This is a genomic window from Microbacterium sp. AG157, from assembly GCF_003385695.1.
Classification (GTDB): Bacteria; Actinomycetota; Actinomycetes; order Actinomycetales; family Microbacteriaceae; genus Microbacterium; species Microbacterium testaceum.
The window spans coordinates 282,806-298,992 of the sequence record NZ_QRDK01000003.1 but is presented as its reverse complement, the minus strand read 5'-3'; the positions used below and the strand labels follow the sequence as shown (position 1 = coordinate 298,992).

Annotated in this window: 10 protein-coding genes; 5 read left to right on the top strand and 5 right to left on the bottom strand. The window is 72.7% G+C overall.

Going from position 1 to position 16,187, the window contains the following annotated elements:
• Positions 1-135 precede the first annotated feature (135 nt).
• Together DEU35_RS10730 and DEU35_RS10725 are read left to right on the top strand one after the other, a co-directional pair.
• Positions 136-1,146 carry an ATP-binding cassette domain-containing protein gene (locus DEU35_RS10730; protein ID WP_116239504.1) on the top strand — a complete coding sequence of 337 codons (1,011 nt, stop codon included), beginning with the start codon at positions 136-138 and terminating at the stop codon, positions 1,144-1,146.
• On the top strand, positions 1,143-1,946 hold the full coding sequence (locus tag DEU35_RS10725) for an ABC transporter permease (RefSeq protein WP_116239503.1): 804 nt from the start codon (positions 1,143-1,145) through the stop codon (positions 1,944-1,946). The genes DEU35_RS10730 and DEU35_RS10725 overlap by 4 nt, the downstream gene beginning before the upstream one ends.
• On the opposite strand, the gene DEU35_RS10720 is transcribed toward DEU35_RS10725, so the two are convergent.
• The gene (locus DEU35_RS10720) at positions 1,943-4,795 is read right to left on the bottom strand and encodes an NB-ARC domain-containing protein (protein ID WP_116239713.1); all 2,853 of its coding nucleotides are present in this window, start codon (positions 4,793-4,795) and stop codon (positions 1,943-1,945) included. The genes DEU35_RS10725 and DEU35_RS10720 overlap by 4 nt on opposite strands.
• A 10-nt stretch (positions 4,796-4,805) precedes the next feature.
• Positions 4,806-5,840, bottom strand: coding sequence for a LacI family DNA-binding transcriptional regulator (locus DEU35_RS10715; RefSeq protein ID WP_116239502.1), 1,035 nt, complete (start codon positions 5,838-5,840; stop codon positions 4,806-4,808).
• Positions 5,841-6,050: 210 nt separating this feature from the next.
• Between DEU35_RS10715 and DEU35_RS10710 the strand changes: the two genes are divergently transcribed.
• The 3 genes from DEU35_RS10710 (at position 6,051) to DEU35_RS10700 (ending at position 13,508) form a co-directional block, all read left to right on the top strand.
• Positions 6,051-7,301, top strand: coding sequence for an MFS transporter (locus tag DEU35_RS10710; RefSeq protein ID WP_116239501.1), 1,251 nt, complete (start codon positions 6,051-6,053; stop codon positions 7,299-7,301).
• Positions 7,298-8,938 carry an amidohydrolase gene (locus tag DEU35_RS10705; protein ID WP_116239500.1) on the top strand — a complete coding sequence of 547 codons (1,641 nt, stop codon included), beginning with the start codon at positions 7,298-7,300 and terminating at the stop codon, positions 8,936-8,938. The genes DEU35_RS10710 and DEU35_RS10705 overlap by 4 nt, the downstream gene beginning before the upstream one ends.
• A 100-nt stretch (positions 8,939-9,038) precedes the next feature.
• The gene (locus DEU35_RS10700) at positions 9,039-13,508 is read left to right on the top strand and encodes an SCO7613 C-terminal domain-containing membrane protein (protein WP_116239499.1); all 4,470 of its coding nucleotides are present in this window, start codon (positions 9,039-9,041) and stop codon (positions 13,506-13,508) included.
• A gap of 12 nt (positions 13,509-13,520) precedes the next feature.
• On the opposite strand, the gene DEU35_RS10695 is transcribed toward DEU35_RS10700, so the two are convergent.
• The 3 genes from DEU35_RS10695 to DEU35_RS10685 form a co-directional block, all read right to left on the bottom strand.
• The gene (locus DEU35_RS10695) at positions 13,521-14,099 is read right to left on the bottom strand and encodes an HhH-GPD-type base excision DNA repair protein (protein WP_103208042.1); all 579 of its coding nucleotides are present in this window, start codon (positions 14,097-14,099) and stop codon (positions 13,521-13,523) included.
• A gap of 88 nt (positions 14,100-14,187) precedes the next feature.
• Positions 14,188-14,511, bottom strand: a complete 324-nt coding sequence (locus DEU35_RS10690) for a hypothetical protein (protein ID WP_103208045.1) — start codon at positions 14,509-14,511, stop codon at positions 14,188-14,190.
• A gap of 278 nt (positions 14,512-14,789) precedes the next feature.
• A complete protein-coding gene (locus tag DEU35_RS10685; RefSeq protein WP_103208591.1) occupies positions 14,790-16,136 on the bottom strand; it encodes a glutamyl-tRNA reductase in 1,347 nt (448 codons plus the stop codon).
• Positions 16,137-16,187 lie beyond the last annotated feature (51 nt).

Below are 16,187 nucleotides of genomic sequence, written 5' to 3'. Positions count from 1 at the left end.
CGAGAGACCGGATGCCGTGGCCCGAGGCCGTGGCATCCGGTCTCTCGTCGTCTCGGGGGAGTCGTGACAGCGCCGTGACAGCGCTCCCGCCGCCGTGACAGCGGTGCGGCAGAGCCTCCGGCGCATCCTGTCGTCATGACCACTTCATCCACCCGCACTCCCGCGGTCCGAGCCGAAGGGCTCGTCAAGACGTTCGGCGCCAACCGGGCCGTCGACGGCGTCGATCTCGTCGTCGAGGCCGGCACGGTCTACGGCGTGCTCGGCCCCAACGGTGCCGGCAAGACCACCACCATCAGCATGCTCACGACGCTGCTGCGACCCGACGGCGGCCGGGCCGAGATCTTCGGCCACGACGTGGCCCGCGAGCCGCACGTCGTGCGTCAGCTCATCGGCCTGACCGGGCAGTTCGCCTCGGTCGACGAGAAGCTCTCCGCGACCGAGAACCTGATGATCTTCGGCCGACTGCTGGGCCTGTCCCGCGGTGATGCGCGCCGCAAGGCCAGCGAGCTGCTCGAGGAGTTCGGGCTCACCGAGGCCGCATCCCGTCCGTTGGCGAAGTTCTCCGGCGGCATGCGTCGCCGGCTCGACCTCGCGGCTTCTCTCATCGCGCAGCCGCCGCTCATCTTCCTCGACGAGCCGACCACGGGCCTGGACCCCCGCACCCGCGGACAGATGTGGGACACGATCCGCCGGCTCGTGGCATCCGGATCCACCGTCGTGCTCACCACGCAGTACCTCGACGAAGCCGACCAGCTCGCCGACCGCATCGCCGTCATCGACCGCGGACGCGTCGTCGCCGAGGGCACGGCCCTCGAGCTCAAGGCCTCCGTCGGCCAGGCCTCCCTCGTCCTGCGGTTGCAGCCGGGTTCCGACCTCGACGCCGCACGAGCGACCGTCGGACGAGTGCTGGATGCCACGGCCATCGTCTCGCCCGAGGCCGCGCGCCTCACGGTGCCCATGTCCGACCCCGACCGGGTCACCGACCTGCTCGTGGCGTTCCGCGAGGAGGGGCTGCACCTGAGCGAGTTCAGCGTGCAGCAGCCCACCCTCGACGAGGTCTTCCTCACCCTCACCGGCACCGGTGTGCCGACCGACGACACCGCCGCGCGCGAGAGCGCCGACGACCTGGAAGGAGCCCGCTCATGAGCGCCCTCACCGCCACCCGCGACCTGCCCCGCACCGCGAGCCTCGCGCAGACCCTGCAGAACACCGTCACCATGGCCGGCCGTGGCCTTCTGAAGATCCGTCGCACGCCCGAGCAGCTGATCGATGTCACGGTGCAGCCGATCCTTTTCACCCTGATGTTCACGTACATCTTCGGCGGCGCCATCGCGGGAGACGTGCAGAGCTACCTGCCGATCATCATTCCCGGCATCCTCGTGCAGACCGTCATCACGACCTCGGTCGTCACCGGCACGCAGCTGCGCGAAGACATGGACAAGGGAGTGTTCGACCGGTTCCGCTCGCTTCCCATCGCTCGTATCGCCCCGCTGTCGGGGGCGCTGCTGGCCGACACGGTGCGGTACGCGATCGCGACCGTGCTGACCTTCACGATGGGCTTCATCATGGGCCTGCGACCGGCCGGCGGCATCTGGGCCGTGGTCGCCGCGGGCCTGCTCGTCATCGCGTGCTCGTGGGCCATCAGCTGGATCTTCGCGTTCTTCGGCGTCATCGCGCGCAGCGCGTCGAGCGTGCAGGGCATCTCGATGCTGATCCTGTTCCCGCTGACGTTCCTGTCGAACGCGTTCGTGCCCTCGAACACCATGCCGTCGTGGCTGCAGTGGTTCGTCGACGTGAACCCCGTCTCGCACCTCGTCACCGCGGTGCGCGACCTCGTCAACACCGGCACGGCGGGCTCCGACGTGATCATCTCGCTCGTCGGGGCGGCGGTGATCGTGGCGGTGTTCGCCCCGCTCACGGTGCGCGCCTACATGCGCAAGGCCTAGTCGAGCAACGCGAGAAGGGTCTCGGCATCCACCTTCGAAAGAGCGGGACGGATGCCGACAGCGGGCGCCGGGGTCACCTCGGCGCCCGCTGTCATGCGCTCACGTACCCACACGGCGAAGGGGGCGCGTTCGTCGGAGCCTCCGCGGACGGCGTCCGCCCGGGCGAGTGCCTCCTCGGCGCGGTCGAGGCGGTCGACGGCCGCGTTCCATCCCGCCACCGTGAGCAGGACGATGGCGATGATGGGATGGTCCCGCGAGTCGGCGGCGCGCGTGAGCCCCGTGCGCAGGACGTCGCGGGCCTCGTCGCAACGCCCCAGGAGCAGCAGAGCCTGGGCCCGCTGTGCGTCGATCCACGCGAGGAACTGATCCGGGATGCCGGGTTGCCCGGCCAGATCGATGCGCTCGATCTGGCGCAGGGCGGCGTCGCCGTCATCTGCGGCGATCTCGATCTGGGCCGCGGTCATGCGCGCCTGCCCCAGCGCGCGAACGGATCCGTCCGCCGCCGCCGCACGATCGATGTCGGCCGCCCGCCGCCGGGCGAGGTCGAGGCGGCCGAGGCGGAGGAGGATGCCGACCGCCTGAGCCTCCTGCTGAAGCAGATCCGGCGCGGAGGTGAGGCCGCGGATCGCGTCGCCGGAGCGGTCGATGACGGCGAGCGCCTCGTCGAGACGGTCGGCGAGCACGAGCCATTCGGAGCGCAGCTGGCTGGCGAAACCCGTGCCCCACGGGTCGCCGATCATCTCGAACATCTGCAACGCCTTCGCGCTCTCGACCCCGAGTGCGTCCATGTCGCCGGAGTTCTGGGCGGCTCCCGCGCGCAGGGCGTGCAGAATCGCGCGCGACCACGGGGGAGCCTCGGCGAGCTCGTCATCGGTCACCTCGACGTGCCAGGTGCGCTCGCCCTCGCCGCCTCCGGCGAGAATCACGGTCGCAGCCAGCCGCAGGAGCGGGGCCACCAGCGCCGTCACCTCGGAGGGGTACGCCGCCGCCGCCGCCTCGAGCTCGGCGCGGCGGACCGCATATGCTTCGGGGGTCACGGTCGCGGTTCGTCCGGCTTCGGGGAACGACGCGGAGAAGAGGGCGAGAGACTCGACCACCACCCGGGCCTCGCTGTCGAGCGGGGCGTCGGCGTCGGCAAACTCTCCGACCGCGCGGCGCAGGTCGTCGCCGCGCTCGCGCACCGCCCAGGGCCACAGCAGGTTGCGCAGCAGCGGGATGCCCTCTCTCCGATCGCCCGAGTCGACGTAGGTGCGCAGTGCTGCGGCCAGGTTCTCGTCGTTCGCGTCGAACCAGGCGAGGGCCGCTCGCAGCCCCGGTCCGCGCACGGTCTGCTCGCGCTGTGCGGCGAGACGGGTCAGGACTGCGGCCGCCCGCGCGCGGAACGGCACCTCGTTCCCGTCCTCGCGCAGGCGTTCGAGGCCGTACTCGCGCACGGTTTCGAGCATGCGGAAACGTCCCTCGCGTCGGACGAGCAGCGAGCGGTCGACGAGGGCGTCGAAATCGGCGGCACCCCTGTCGAAGGCGCGAGCCACGGCGGCAGCGTCGGCCGCTCCGATTCCGTCGGGGAACACCGCGGCGACCTGCAGGGCGGTGCGTTCGCCCGCGCCGAGGGTGTCCCAGCTCCAGTCGATGAGGGCACGCAGGGTGCGGTGGCGCTGCGAGCTGAGCCGCGGCCCGTTCGACAGCAGCGCGAATCGGTCGTCGAGTCCCGCGTCGATCTCGGCGAGCGACAGGGTGCGGGAGCGGGCGGCGGCGAGCTCGATCGCGAGGGGTAATCCGTCGAGGCGTCGCACGATGCGCTGCGCGGTCTCGCGCTCGTCGTCGTCGGGAACGCGTCCCCGCGCCGACCGCACGCGCTGGGCGAAGAGCGTGGCCGCGTCTTCGGGCGGCAGCGGACCGAGATCGACGAAGGCTTCTCCCGGGATGCCGAGGGGTTCGCGGCTCGTGGTCAGCACGCGCACTCCCGGGCTCATGCGCAGCAGAGCGAGGGCGGCCTCGGCGGCCTCGTGGATGACGTGCTCGCAGTTGTCGAGCACGATCACGACGCGTCGACCGGTGACGGCCTCGGCCACGCGCTCGGCTGCGGTGAGGGACGCACCTGCCGACTCGGGGAGGCGTATGCGACGACCGACCGCCCCCGCGATCGCCGTCCATACGTCTCCCGCGGCGGCCGGGGCGAGCTCGACGACGATCGAGTCGGTGACCGCGCGCACCGTCTCGACGGCGAGGGTGGTCTTGCCCGCACCGCCGGGACCGATGAGGGTGACGAGGCGATCCGTCGTCAGACGTTCGCGGATGGCATCGAGCTCGACCCCGCGACCCACGAGGGCGGTGAGGGCGGCGGGCGTGACATCGGCAGCAGAGAACGACCCTGCCACGGGCGGGGGAGCGGTGGCGACCACGCGCTCGGCGTGCGATCGGTCCTCGAGCAGGTCGCGGACGAGCCAGTCGAACCCGTCGTGCGGGGTCCACACCTCACCGCTCCACAGGGCCAATGCTTCCCGCGCCGGTGCGGCATCGCCCGTGGAGCGAGCCTGGGCGACGAGATCCTGGAAGCAGGTGATGTCGATCGCCGTCCGCGGCAGGTCGAGTCGATAGCCGCCGGGGGCCGATGAGACCGTGCCGGTGGGGAGGGCCCGACGCAGGCGCGAGACGAGGGATTGCAGTGCAGCGCGGGGATCGTCGGGGGTGTCGAGGCCCCAGATGTCCTCAACCAGGGCCCGGTAGCCCACCGTGGTGCCGGCGTCGACGGCGAGGCGCAGCAGGAGCGACTGCTGCCCGCGGCCGGGCACCGTGACGTGCCCTTCGCCCGTGTCGACGCTCAATCCGCCGAAGAACCGCACCCGCACGATGTCCACCCTAGGTCGCGGGGTGCAGCGTCTCGCCCGGATCGCCCCCGTGTCCGGCCGTGCTGTCGCGCACGACGAGACGCGGGTGGGCGACTCGGACGGGATCGGCGAGGGTCTCGGCATCCCAGACCTCGACGAGCAGCTCGAGGCATGCCGCACCGAGCTCGCGCGCGGCGAGGTCGATCGAGGTGACCGGCGGTGACAGCAGGGCGTGGGCGGGCTCGTCGACGCAGGCAGCGACGAGCAGGTCGTCGCCGACCCGGCGCCCCGCGCGGGCGGCGGCGGCGAGTGCGGTCGCCGCGGATCCGCTCGGGGCGATGACGACGGCGTCCACGGTGGGGTCGGCGACGATCTCCGTCACCACGGTGGCGATCTCGGCCGCCGTCGGCACGAACGACACGGTTCGTGACAGGCCGTCGAGGCCGCGCTCGCGGGCCCAGCTCTCGTAGGTTTCGGCGAGTTCCCGGCTCCATGCGGTCCCGTCGGGAGGGAGGACCGCCGCGATGCGCTGCGCCCCGCGCTCGCTCAGGTGGGCGAGCAGACGTCGCAGGGCGGCGGCGTGATCGATGGCGACGCTCGCACTCGTGCGTCCCATCCCGCCGAAGACGTGTTCGCCGCTGACCACGGGACGACCGGAGTCGAGCAGGGCTCGGATGCCGGCATCCTCGATCGAGGCGTCGACCACGACATATCCGTCGACGAACGATGCCGGGGCGCCGCTCGCGGCGTCGTCGCGATGGGGGAGCAGGATCACCGACAGTCCGCGGCGATCCGCGGCATCGACGACTCCGAAGGCGAAGTCGGTGTAGTACGGGAGGTGGGTCGTTCCCGCCGGGAGGTGGAGTCCGACGGCCCCCGATCGGGCGGTGCGGAGGTTCCGGGCGGGCATGTTGACCGAATAGCCGAGGTCGCGGGCGACGGCCGTCACGCGGTCGCGTGTCTCAGCAGACACCCCCGATTTCCCCCGGAGTGCGAAGGACGCGGCGGCGATCGAGACGCCCGCGCCGGCGGCCACGTCGTGGAGCGTCGGCTTGCGCGGGGTCACGAGCAGTGACGTTACCGGACGCGGGATCGGGGTGACCGTGCGGCGAAGTCTTGCGGGCTCGCGTACTTAAACGTTTAATGTCAGGGAAACACAACGAGCACGGAGACCGAAACACACGGTCCCTAGCCTCGGGTCACCGGACGCGCTCGACGACGACGCGTCCCGGCCCATCCCGTGTCCGCCGCTCGCCGGCTCCCCCGAGAGGTTCCCGTGTCCACTCCCGTTCAGACCACTCCGACATCCGTCGGCGCCGCCCGGCTCCCCATCCGTTTCCCCACCGCCTCCTCGACGTTCCTCGTCGGTATCGCGGGCTACCTCGGCGTCAACATGTCGCCGTACATGATCGCCGCCGTCCAGGCCGGTATCGGTGCCGACGTGCTCACCGCCAGCTGGATCGTCACCGCCACCCTGCTCCTCACCGCCCTCGTCGGCCTCGCCGTCGCCCCCGCGTGCGCGGGACCGCGCCGCCGCCTGGTCGCGCGGGTCGGCCTGATCCTCGCGATCGTGGGTTTCGGTGCTGCGGCGCTCCTCCCCGCCTTCGTCGTGACCGGGCTGCTGGTCGGCGGTGTCGGCGCGGGCGGGGCCGTCGCCGCCGCGGGTGCCGCGCTCGCCGCGTTCCGCAACCCCGATCGCGTGGCGGGCCTGAACGGTCTCGCCAATCGCGGCCTGATCACGATCATCCTCGCCGTCGTCCCGCTCATCGGTCTCGCCCCGCTCGACGTCTTCGGGTCGATGGCACTGTTCAGCCTCATCGCCCTGCTGACGGTCTCGTGGATGCCGGCAGCCCCGGCCGCCAGCGTGCACGCGGCGGCGGCGGTCGGCGAAGCCGTCCCCATCGAGGTGCCGCCCACCGGAACCCTCCGCACGGCCGCGCCGCCCTCGCGCGTGGTCACGATCGCGGGCTTCGTGCTCCTCGTGGTCTTCGCCCTGTGGGCCGCGAGCGAGGATTCGCTGTGGGCCATGGCCGGGGTCATGGGCGCCGACAACGCCGGTCTGACGCCCGAGGGGCTCAGTCTCGCGCTCAGCGGTGCCACCGCCGGCGGCCTGCTCGGCACGATCGCCCTCGTCGCGGTCGGCGATCGCCTGGGTCGAGGCATCCCGCTCGTCGTGCTGCTGGTGGCCGGCGGCATCCTGAAGATCGTCGAAGGCTCCGTGTCCGACCCGACCCTTTTCGTCGTGGTCTTCATCGCGTGGAACACGATCTACGCGGTCGCCTTCATGTACTTCGTCGCCACCGCTTCGGCCCTCGACGTCGACGGTCGGTGGTCCGGTCCGTTGCTGGCGACCTACCTCGTCGGCTCGGCGCTCACGCCGGTGATCGGCGCATCCCTGGTGGGGTTCCTGGGATACCAGGGCTTCGCCCTCACGCTCGCCCTGGCGAGCTTCGTCCTGGCCGTTCCGGCCGGCATCATCGGCGTGCTCTCCCGACGGCTCGAGCGCGCCGCGAAGGAGGCAGCATGACGCGCACGCTCTACCGCGGGGGGCGGATCTTCACCGCCCACACCGATCCGAGTCGGCAGTGGACGGATGCCATGGCCGTCGACGGCGAGACGATCGCCGCCATCGGATCCGAGGCGCTGGCGTTCGCCGCAGACACGGTGGTCGACCTGGAGGGAGCCGTGGTGCTCCCGGGCTTCACCGACGCCCACACCCACCTGCTGATGATGGGCGCGGCCCTCGCGCAGGTGCCGCTGACCGACGCGCGTTCGCTCGATGCGATCCAGGCGCTCCTTCGCGAGGCGCGCGACGCAGCGCCCGATGCGACGGCGATCTGGGGTCGCGGGTGGCTCTTCGACTCGGTCCCCGGCGGGGCTCCGACCGCGGCGATGATCGACGCCGTCGTCTCCGACGTCCCCGTGTACCTGGATGCCAACGACTACCACTCGTGCTGGGTGAACTCCGCCGCTCTGGCCGAACTCGGCATCACTCGGGACACTCCCGATCCGCTCGGGGGCGAGATCGGCCGCGACGTCGACGGGGAGCCGAACGGCATGCTGTTCGAGACGGCCGCGATCCGGTACGCCTGGGCTCGCCGCGACTCCTCGACGACCGACGCCGAGCGCGATGCGGCGGTCGATCGCGTCATCGACGCATACGTGCGCGCCGGGGTGGTCGGCGTGGTGGACATGGCGTTCAACGAGCACGGCCTCGCCGCCTTCGAGCGGGCGGCGGAGCGGCACGGTGGCACGCTCCCGATCCGGCTCGCCGCGCACTGGCTCGTCGAGAACACGGGCGATCGCGAACAGAACCTCGCGCAGATCGACCGCGTGATCGAGCTGGTGGAGCGCACCCGATCGTCGTGGGTGCGGGTGGTGGGTATCAAGCTCATCCTCGACGGCACGATCGACGCGTGCACGGCGGCGATGGGCGCGCCCTACGCCGACGGATCGAACGCCGCACCCATCTGGCCGCTCATCGACCTCGCGCCGGTCGTGGGCGCCGCCGACGCCGCGGGCCTGCAGATCGCCATGCACGCGATCGGCGACGCCGCGAGCGACGACGCACTCACCGCGCTCGAGCGCGCCTACGCCGCCAACGGCGAGCTGCCCCGGCGCCACCGCATCGAGCACCTCGAGTACGCCGCTCCCGGAACCGCCGAGCGGATGGCACGCCTCGGGGTCACGGCATCCATGCAGCCCGTGCACGCCGACCCGGCGATCTACCCGAACTGGGCCGCCATGCTGGGCGACGAGCGCGCCGACCGAGCCTTCGCGTGGCCGGAGTACGAGCAGGCGGGGACGCTGCTGGCTTTCTCGACCGACGCCCCGACCGCCCCGTACGACGCTCTCGCGAACATGTACGTCGCGACGACCCGGGCCTCTGCGCTGGACACGTCGGTTCCGGCGGTGCATCCCCAGTTCGCCCTGCCGCTGGCCGACAGCATCGCCCACGCCACGCGCGACACGGCGGCCTCGGTGGGCGACGGCGACTGGCGCGGGCGGCTGGCCCCCGGTTTCGTGGCGGATTTCGCCGTCCTCGATGCCGACCCCTTCGCCGAGGGCGCGGCCACGCTGCTGAGCGCGCGCGTCGTGCGGACCGTGCGGGCAGGAGAGACGGTCTTCGAGGAGACGACAGGGGGCTCCGCGCCGCGCCACTGAGCTCGCCGCCCCGGTTGGGGAGGAGGGACGCGGTGGACAACCTCGGCGCCGCCCTCGCACTTCGCTAGCCTGGGGCGACGACCGACGCCGAGGGGGCACGATGACGGAAGTCGACGCTGGGGCACAACTCTCCGGGTTCGCATGGCCGCCGGGGCCGGGCGCACTCGTCGACACCTCGCGCTGCCCGTCGTGCTTCACGCCGATCGCCGCATCCCCGTGTGCCTCCTGCGGTCTCGACCTGACCGATGCGCGCACGGCGCGTGTGCTCGAACTGTCCCAGCGGATCGTCGCGCTCGTCGACGAGCGCGCCGACGTCCTCATGCGGGTGCACCGTGATGCGGAGGCCGCGGCTGCGGCAGCCCGCGCAGAAGACGAGCGGATGCCGGCTCCCCCGGCGCCCGAGCTCCACCCGGTGCTGCCATCCCCGGTGGCGGCGCCCCCGGGCGACTCGATCGCGGCTGCGCCCGCACCACTCTCGACGACGGCATCGGCTCCGGTCGCAGCCGCCGACGTGGTGTTCGCGCCACCGTCGGGGCCGGTGATCCCCCCGGGGCCGCGGGTCCAGCCGGGACCAGGCTCCCCGGCCGTGCCCCCGCCCGACGGTGTTCCCCCCGTGGAGCCGTCCTCACCCGTTCCCGCGGGGCCGTCCGCGCCCCGGCGTTCGAGCGTCCAGGTCTTCCTCCTGTCGGTCGGCGTGGTCCTCCTCGCCGTGGCCGCGGCCTTCTTCCTCACCGTCGCGTGGATCAGCGGCGGCCTCGTCCTGCGCTCCGTCATCATCGGACTCGTCACGGCCGCGATCATCGCCACCGCGTCGTTCCTGCGCCGACGCGGTCTCGGCGCCACCTCCGAGGGCATCGCGTTGCTCGGGATCGCTTTCGTGGCTCTCGATGTCTGGGCCGTCCGCGCCAATGACCTGGGCGGGGCGGCGAGCCTCGAACCGAGCGTGTACTGGGGCGCGACGACGGTGGTCGCGGGTGCCGCGTTCGTGGGCTGGTCGCGTCTGTCGCGCCTGCGCGCTCCGCTCTCGGTCGCCGTCGCGGCCCTCGCGGTCGGGCCCGCGATGCTGGTCGCCGGTCTCTTCACGCGCGATGCGGCCCTCGGGTGGTACGCGTGGGGGCTGGTGCTGCTGCTTCTGGCCCTCGCGGCACCGTTCGCGCCGCTCCTCGCTCGGGCTCCTCGCCCGGCGTTGACGATCGAGATCGCGGTCGTCCGGGGTCTCGCCGCCGTCGGTGCGGTCGTCGCGATGACCTCCGCCCTGATCGTCGACCCGCGCAGCACAGCGACCCCCGCGGTCCTCGGTGCGGTGCTCGCCCTCGGTCTCGCCCTCCACGCCCGGTCGTTCGCGCGCCGAGGTGCCGCGAGCCTGGCGCCGACGGCCGCGGTGGCCGCGGTCGTCGTCCTCGGGGTGGAGATCGCGGGCACGGTCGTCCGTGCGGTCGACGCGACCCTGTCGGTCACCGTCCCGGTGCTCGTCGCCTCGGCCGTCGCGCTGGGGCTCGACGCCGCCGCGCGTCGCGCCGCTCCGGGCCTCGGGCGGACGACCGTCGTCGTCGCTTCTCTGGCCGCGGCGATCGCCGCCGCCGTCGCCGCGATCCTGCCGCTGGTCGCCGCGATGAATGCTGTCGGAGCCGTGGCGGTTCGGTCGATCGTCGTCTTCGGGCGGTCCGCCCTCGACCTCGATGCCCCGGATGCCGTCAGCACGGCGGCCGTGATCGCACTCGCGGCAATCGTCCTGCTCGCGGTCGCGGTCTGGCGTCTGTCGGGATCGTGGGCGCAGCGCCGCACTCCCGCGCTGATCGCCGGGGCGGCCGTCGCTCTGCTCGCGGGACCTCAGCTGCGTGTCGTGATCCTCGTGGTCGCCTGGTACCTGGCGCTCGCCGTGGTCGCCGTCATCGTCCTCCGCCGCCGTCGCGGCGACATCTCCCTCGCCGCGGTCGGGGGTTTCCTCGCCCTCGGCGCGGGGTGGTTGTCGTCGTTCTCCTCTCCGCTCGCGTGGGGGCTGTCCAGCGTCGTGGTCGCCGCCGTGCTCGCCGCGGTCGCCGGCGCGCATCCCGGTATCCGGGTGCCGTCCACGGTCGGGGTCGTCCTGTTCCTGTCGGGGAGCGCCGTCCTCGTTCCCGGGGCGCTGCGCGCCGGAGCCGACCTCGTCATCGCCGGCGCCACGCCGACCACGGTTCCTCTCGCGATGGCATCCCTGTGTCTCGTCGCCGTCGTCGCCCCGCTCTGGCGACGGCGGGGTCTCGACGTCGCGCAACGCAGCGCCGGCGTCGTCGCCGCCCTGTCGGCGATCGTGGTGGTCGCCGCCCCCGCGCTGTGGTTCCGCACGGGCACCGCGGCCGACGGCTGGATGCTCGTGTGCGCGCTGGTCGCCGCGGTCGCGTCGGCGGCTGTCCTCACGACGCCGTACCGGCCGTGGCGCGTCGCGCGGCCCTTCGCGGCGGTCATGACGCCCCTGCTCGTCGCGGGCGCGGCCGGTTCTGCGCTCCGGCTGATCGAGCCGCTGCCGCTGGTGCCGGCGATCGTCTATGCGGCGATCGCCCTCGTCAGCGCCGCGGCGGCCCTGCGCCTCCTCCGCGCGGACACGTCCACCCGTGCCTGCCTCGACGCGGGGGCCGCGCTCGTGGTCGCCCTGTCGATCGTCGTCGTCCCCTCGCAGGGAGTCCGGTGGCTTCCGCTCCTGCTCGCGGCGGTGACCGCTGTGCTGTGGGCGACCGACGGCGACGGTCTCTTCCGCTCTCGCGGTCCGCGCCGGCACCTCATCTGGCTCGCGCTCGTGCTGGGCACCCTCGCGCTGTGGACGCGACTGTTCTGGCAGCAGACCGAGACCGTCGAGCTCTTCACCGTGCCGGTCGGCATCGCGCTGCTCGGCATCGCGGCCGGTCACGAGCGCGCTCGGCGGCTGGGAGGGGATCGTTCCGCGGTCACGCCCGCGGTGATCGCCGCCGCGGGAACCACCGTCGCGCTCGCTCCCAGCGCCCTCTCGGCCCCGGGAGATCTCGTCCACGTGCTGGCGGTTGCGGTCCTCTCGGCCGCGGTCCTGGTGGTCGGGGCCTGGGTACGTCCGCCGCGGACCCCCGACGAACTCCCCGTCGCGGTCGCCGCCGCCGGGGCGCTCGCGCTCGTGCTGCTCACGGTCGCGCAGCTCGTCCGCTCCGTCGACCGGGGCGGCATCGGCATCGCGGATCTCGTCGTCGTGGTGTCGGTCGCGGCGATCGGCGCAGCCGCCGCGGGCGTCGCGCGACGCCCGGCCCCGTGGGCGGGGTCGTCCGCGCGCAGCGCTCTGGTCGGGGCCGCCGCACTCCTCGCGCTCGGATCGGCTGTGCTGGTCGCCGTCGACGGCGGCCCGATCGGGCGCATGGTGTTCGCGGTCGTGCTGCTCGGTGCCGTCGGCGTCGCCGCCCTGCGCGTGCGCCACCGGCTCGGGGGAATGCCGCTCGCGATCACCGCGCACTCCGGAGCGGGCCTCGTCGCCCTCATCGGCGTGGGGGCGGATGTCCGCCCGATCGAGTGGGCGACCGTTCCTCTCGCGCTCGTGTGGATCGCTGCCGCTTTCTTCGACCGTCGCCGCCCGGTCGCCCCGGCCTCGGTGCTGTTCGCCGTCGGCGGTGCGGCGGTCGGACTCCTGCCCTCAGCGGCGCTCGCCGACGCGTCGCTAGTGCGCGCGATCGGCGTGACGCTGGCGGCGATCGCCGTGCTGGTGGTCGGGGCTGTTCTGCTTCGCGGCGCGCTCGCCCCGCGGGCGACCCCGCTGATCGCCGTCGCCTCCCTCGGGCTGATCGTGGCCGCGTCGCTGCGCGGCCTGCACGAGCTCGCGACGGCGCTGTTCGACCTCTGGCTCGTCGCCGCGACCGTTCCTCTGGTGGTCACGGCCGTCCTCCTCCGCCGTCGGCGCACGGACGTCCTGCCCGGGCTGTCCCAGGCTCTCGCGATCGCCGCTCCCGCTGTCGCGGTGGCTCTCACCGCCACCCGTCTCTCGGCCACGGGCGAGGGCCCCCTGCGTCTGGTCGTGACGCTCGTCGCCGTCCTCGCCGTCGGTCTGTGGTGGCGGGATGCGGCCGTGCGGTGGGCCGCGATCGGCCTGTCGGCCGTCCTCGCGCTCCTGGCCATCGTTCTCGGCAGTGCCGATCCCGTGGAGTCCGCCACGGCGCCGCTCGCTGCGGCGCTCCTGGTCCACGGCATCCGGACTCTCCGTCAGCGTCCAGCGTTGCGGACGTGGCCGGCACTCGGTATCGGTCTGGCGCTGCTGCTCGTCCCCTCGCTGCTGTTCGACTTCTCGAGCGGCAACGCGCTGTGGCGCGTCCTCGCTCTCGGCGTCATCGCTCTGGCGACGCTGCTGGTCGGTGCCCGGTTCCGGTGGCAGGCCCCGGTTCTGCTCGGCGGCATCGTGCTGATCGTCCACGCCGTCGCCCAGCTCTGGCCGTGGATCACGTCGCTCTACGAGAGCGCCTCCGGCCTGTGGTGGCTGTGGCTCGGCATCGCCGGTGTGCTCCTCATCGTGATCGCGGCCACGTACGAGCGCCGCATCCGTGAGGTGAGGGCGGTCGGCCTCGCGATCAGGTCTCTCCGGTGAAGGAGGCAGCGCCTACGTCGTCGTCGCGTCCTTCGCGGCCGCTTTCGCGGCCCGCTTGGTCTCGCGCACCTTGATGAGCGACTCCGGGTCCACGATGTCGGCCACCGAGCGGAACGAACCGTCCTCGCCGTAGGGGGCCGACGCCTCGCGCCAGCCGGCGCCGTCGAAACCGCGCTGCTTGCCGAGCAGGGCGAGGAAGATCTTCGCTTTCTGCTCGCCGAAGCCGGGGAGCGCCTTCAGGCGCTTCAGCACGGTCTTGCCGTCGGGATCGTCGCGCGTCCACAGGTTCTCGGCCTTGCCGTCCCAGTCCTCCACGATCGCCGCGCAGAGCGCCTGCACGCGCCCCGCCATCGAACCCGGGTAGCGGTGCACCGCGGGCGACTGCGAGAACGCGGCGGCGAAGTCGTCGGGGTCCTGTTCCGCGATCGTGCCGGCATCCATCGACCCGGTGCGCTCCTGGATCTTGAGGGGCCCCGCGAACGCCGTCTCCATCGCGACCTGCTGGTCGAGCAGCATGCCGATCAGCAGAGCGAGCGGATTGCTCGACAGCAGCTCGTCGGCGGCGGGGTCGTCGGTGATGCGCAGGCTCATGGGACCATTCTCGCGCGTCCGCTCTTGTCCGGGCGGTGTTCCCCGCGGGGCCACACGCCGCTGACGGCGTCGGACCGGCGACGAGGTGTCAGCCGGATGCCGTCTCGTCGCCCACCGGGGCCGCGTCGGGCTCGGCGATCCACTTCCGCGCGAAGGGCACGGCATCCATCGATGCGAGGTCGGCGGTGACCTCGGAGATCTGCTTCTCGAAATGCGAGACACTGCCCGGCTTCAGCCGTCTGACGAGCGATCCGTCGACCCGACGAATCACGGTCTCCGACACCGACGGTGCGTCCTCCTCGATCTGCAGCAGCCCCAGCACGAGCGTCGCCGCCCACCTCGGCGCGTTTCCGCGCCGACGTTCTCCCGCGACGGAATAGACCTCGGATGCCGGTGTGCCCACGGCATCCATCCTGCCCGACGGTCGTGGAAAGTCGGGGGGCATGCTCCGGGGGAGGGGATTTTGGGAGGGGAGGGTGGATGCCGCGTGTGCGGTCCTCCGCTCGCGTCATGTCCTCCCTGCTCGGGGCGCGTGCCGCAGCGCGGGAGTTTGCTCGGGGGGAGGGGATTTTGGGAGGGGAGGGTGGATGCGGCGTGCGTGGTCCTCCGCTCGCGTCATGTCCTCCGCAGCCCAGGCGGACACGCGCGCGCGACAAACGCCCGAGGGCGGAGTGCGCGAAGGCGGGGCCCTCAGCCCGCGTCGGCGATACCGCGACGCTCGGCGACCGAGGCAGCCGAGCCGGCGGGGTCGGCGACCTCGATGCCGAACAGTGCCGACAGGGCGTCGATGTACTCGTCGGCGCGACCGGTCTCGGCGAGTTCGTGCGCGCGGGTGGTCGGGGTGTGCAGCAGCACGCCGACGAGATGGCGGAGTGCCTGCTCGGTCTGGCCGCCCTCGTCGCCGCGGGCGCGCACGCGGGCGACCTCGGCGTCGAGCACACCGAAGACGTGCGCGCGTAGGGCCACGACGGCGGGCGTGATGTTCTTGCGTTCGCCGACCGAGGTGAAGCGGCGGGCGGCGTCGCGCACGAGGTCGCGCGCGGCGTCGGTGGCCTGCAGCTCCTCGAGCGGGGCGTGCAGGCGGATCGTCTCGAGGTCGAGCAGGTCGACGCCCGGGACGGTGGCGACGTCGGGGTCGACGTTGCGGGGCAGACCGAGGTCGATCACGAGTCGGCGCGCGGTGTGGTCGACGGGGCACACGCCCGCGGCGCCGTCGACGGCGGTCTCGTACGCGCCCCGACCCGCGGCGAAGGTCGCGGCGCTGAGCACGTGGTTCTCGCTCGTGGTGCAGGTGATCACGAGATCGGCGTGGGCGACGGCGCTCGGGAAGGTCTCCGCCGAGACGGCCCGCAGGCCGTGCTTCACCGAGAATTTCGCGGCCCGGCCCGACGGTGAGTAGACCGAGATGTCTTCGGCGCCCTGGTCGCGCAAGGCTGCCACGGTGGCGGCGGCGTAGGCGCCGGTGCCGACGAGCAGCACACGCTGGGTCGACCAGTCGGCGATCCGGCTGTCGGCGAGCTCGAGGCCGAGGCGCACGAGGGAGCGTCCGGCGCGACCGATCGCGGTGGAGTTCTTGACGCCGCGCTGGGCTTCGGACGCGCGCTGGAACAGGCGCTCGAGCTCGGCGGAGGTGGTGCCGAGCTGACGCGATTCGTTGAGGGCGCGGCGAACCTGGCCCGCGATCTCGCCCTCGCCGACGACGACGGATTCGAGACCGGATGCCACCGAGAACAGGTGCTCGGCCACGTCGCTGCCGCCGAGGACGGTGTAGGAGCCTTCGAGCTCGCTGGCGGGGACGCCGGTGGCGGACTCGATCGCCGCGAGGGTGGCCTCGATACCCAGGGCGACCGCGGCGGTGACGGGCTCGTCCATGTCGACGTACGCCTCGAAGCGGTTGCAGGTCGCGACGACGACGGCGCCCTGGACGCACTCGTCGTGCTCGGCGATCAGGGGGGCGACGGGTGTCGCGGGTACGCTGAGCCGCTCGAGGAGATCGAAGGACGCGGTCTTGTGACTCGCGCTGACGCACAGCAGCACATCCATATTCTACGCTCGCGTTCCCCGGGGTATTCCGGGCGGCCTCTCGAC

Bases quoted from the DNA above. Each gene is read 5' to 3' on its own strand.
- DEU35_RS10730 (WP_116239504.1), top strand. From the start codon at position 136: ATGACCACTTCATCCACCCGCACTCCCGCGGTCCGAGCCGAAGGGCTC.
- DEU35_RS10690 (WP_103208045.1), bottom strand. From the start codon at position 14,511: ATGGATGCCGTGGGCACACCGGCATCCGAGGTCTATTCCGTCGCGGGA.
- DEU35_RS10725 (WP_116239503.1), top strand. From the start codon at position 1,143: ATGAGCGCCCTCACCGCCACCCGCGACCTGCCCCGCACCGCGAGCCTC.
- DEU35_RS10700 (WP_116239499.1), top strand. From the start codon at position 9,039: ATGACGGAAGTCGACGCTGGGGCACAACTCTCCGGGTTCGCATGGCCG.
- DEU35_RS10695 (WP_103208042.1), bottom strand. From the start codon at position 14,099: ATGAGCCTGCGCATCACCGACGACCCCGCCGCCGACGAGCTGCTGTCG.
- DEU35_RS10705 (WP_116239500.1), top strand. From the start codon at position 7,298: ATGACGCGCACGCTCTACCGCGGGGGGCGGATCTTCACCGCCCACACC.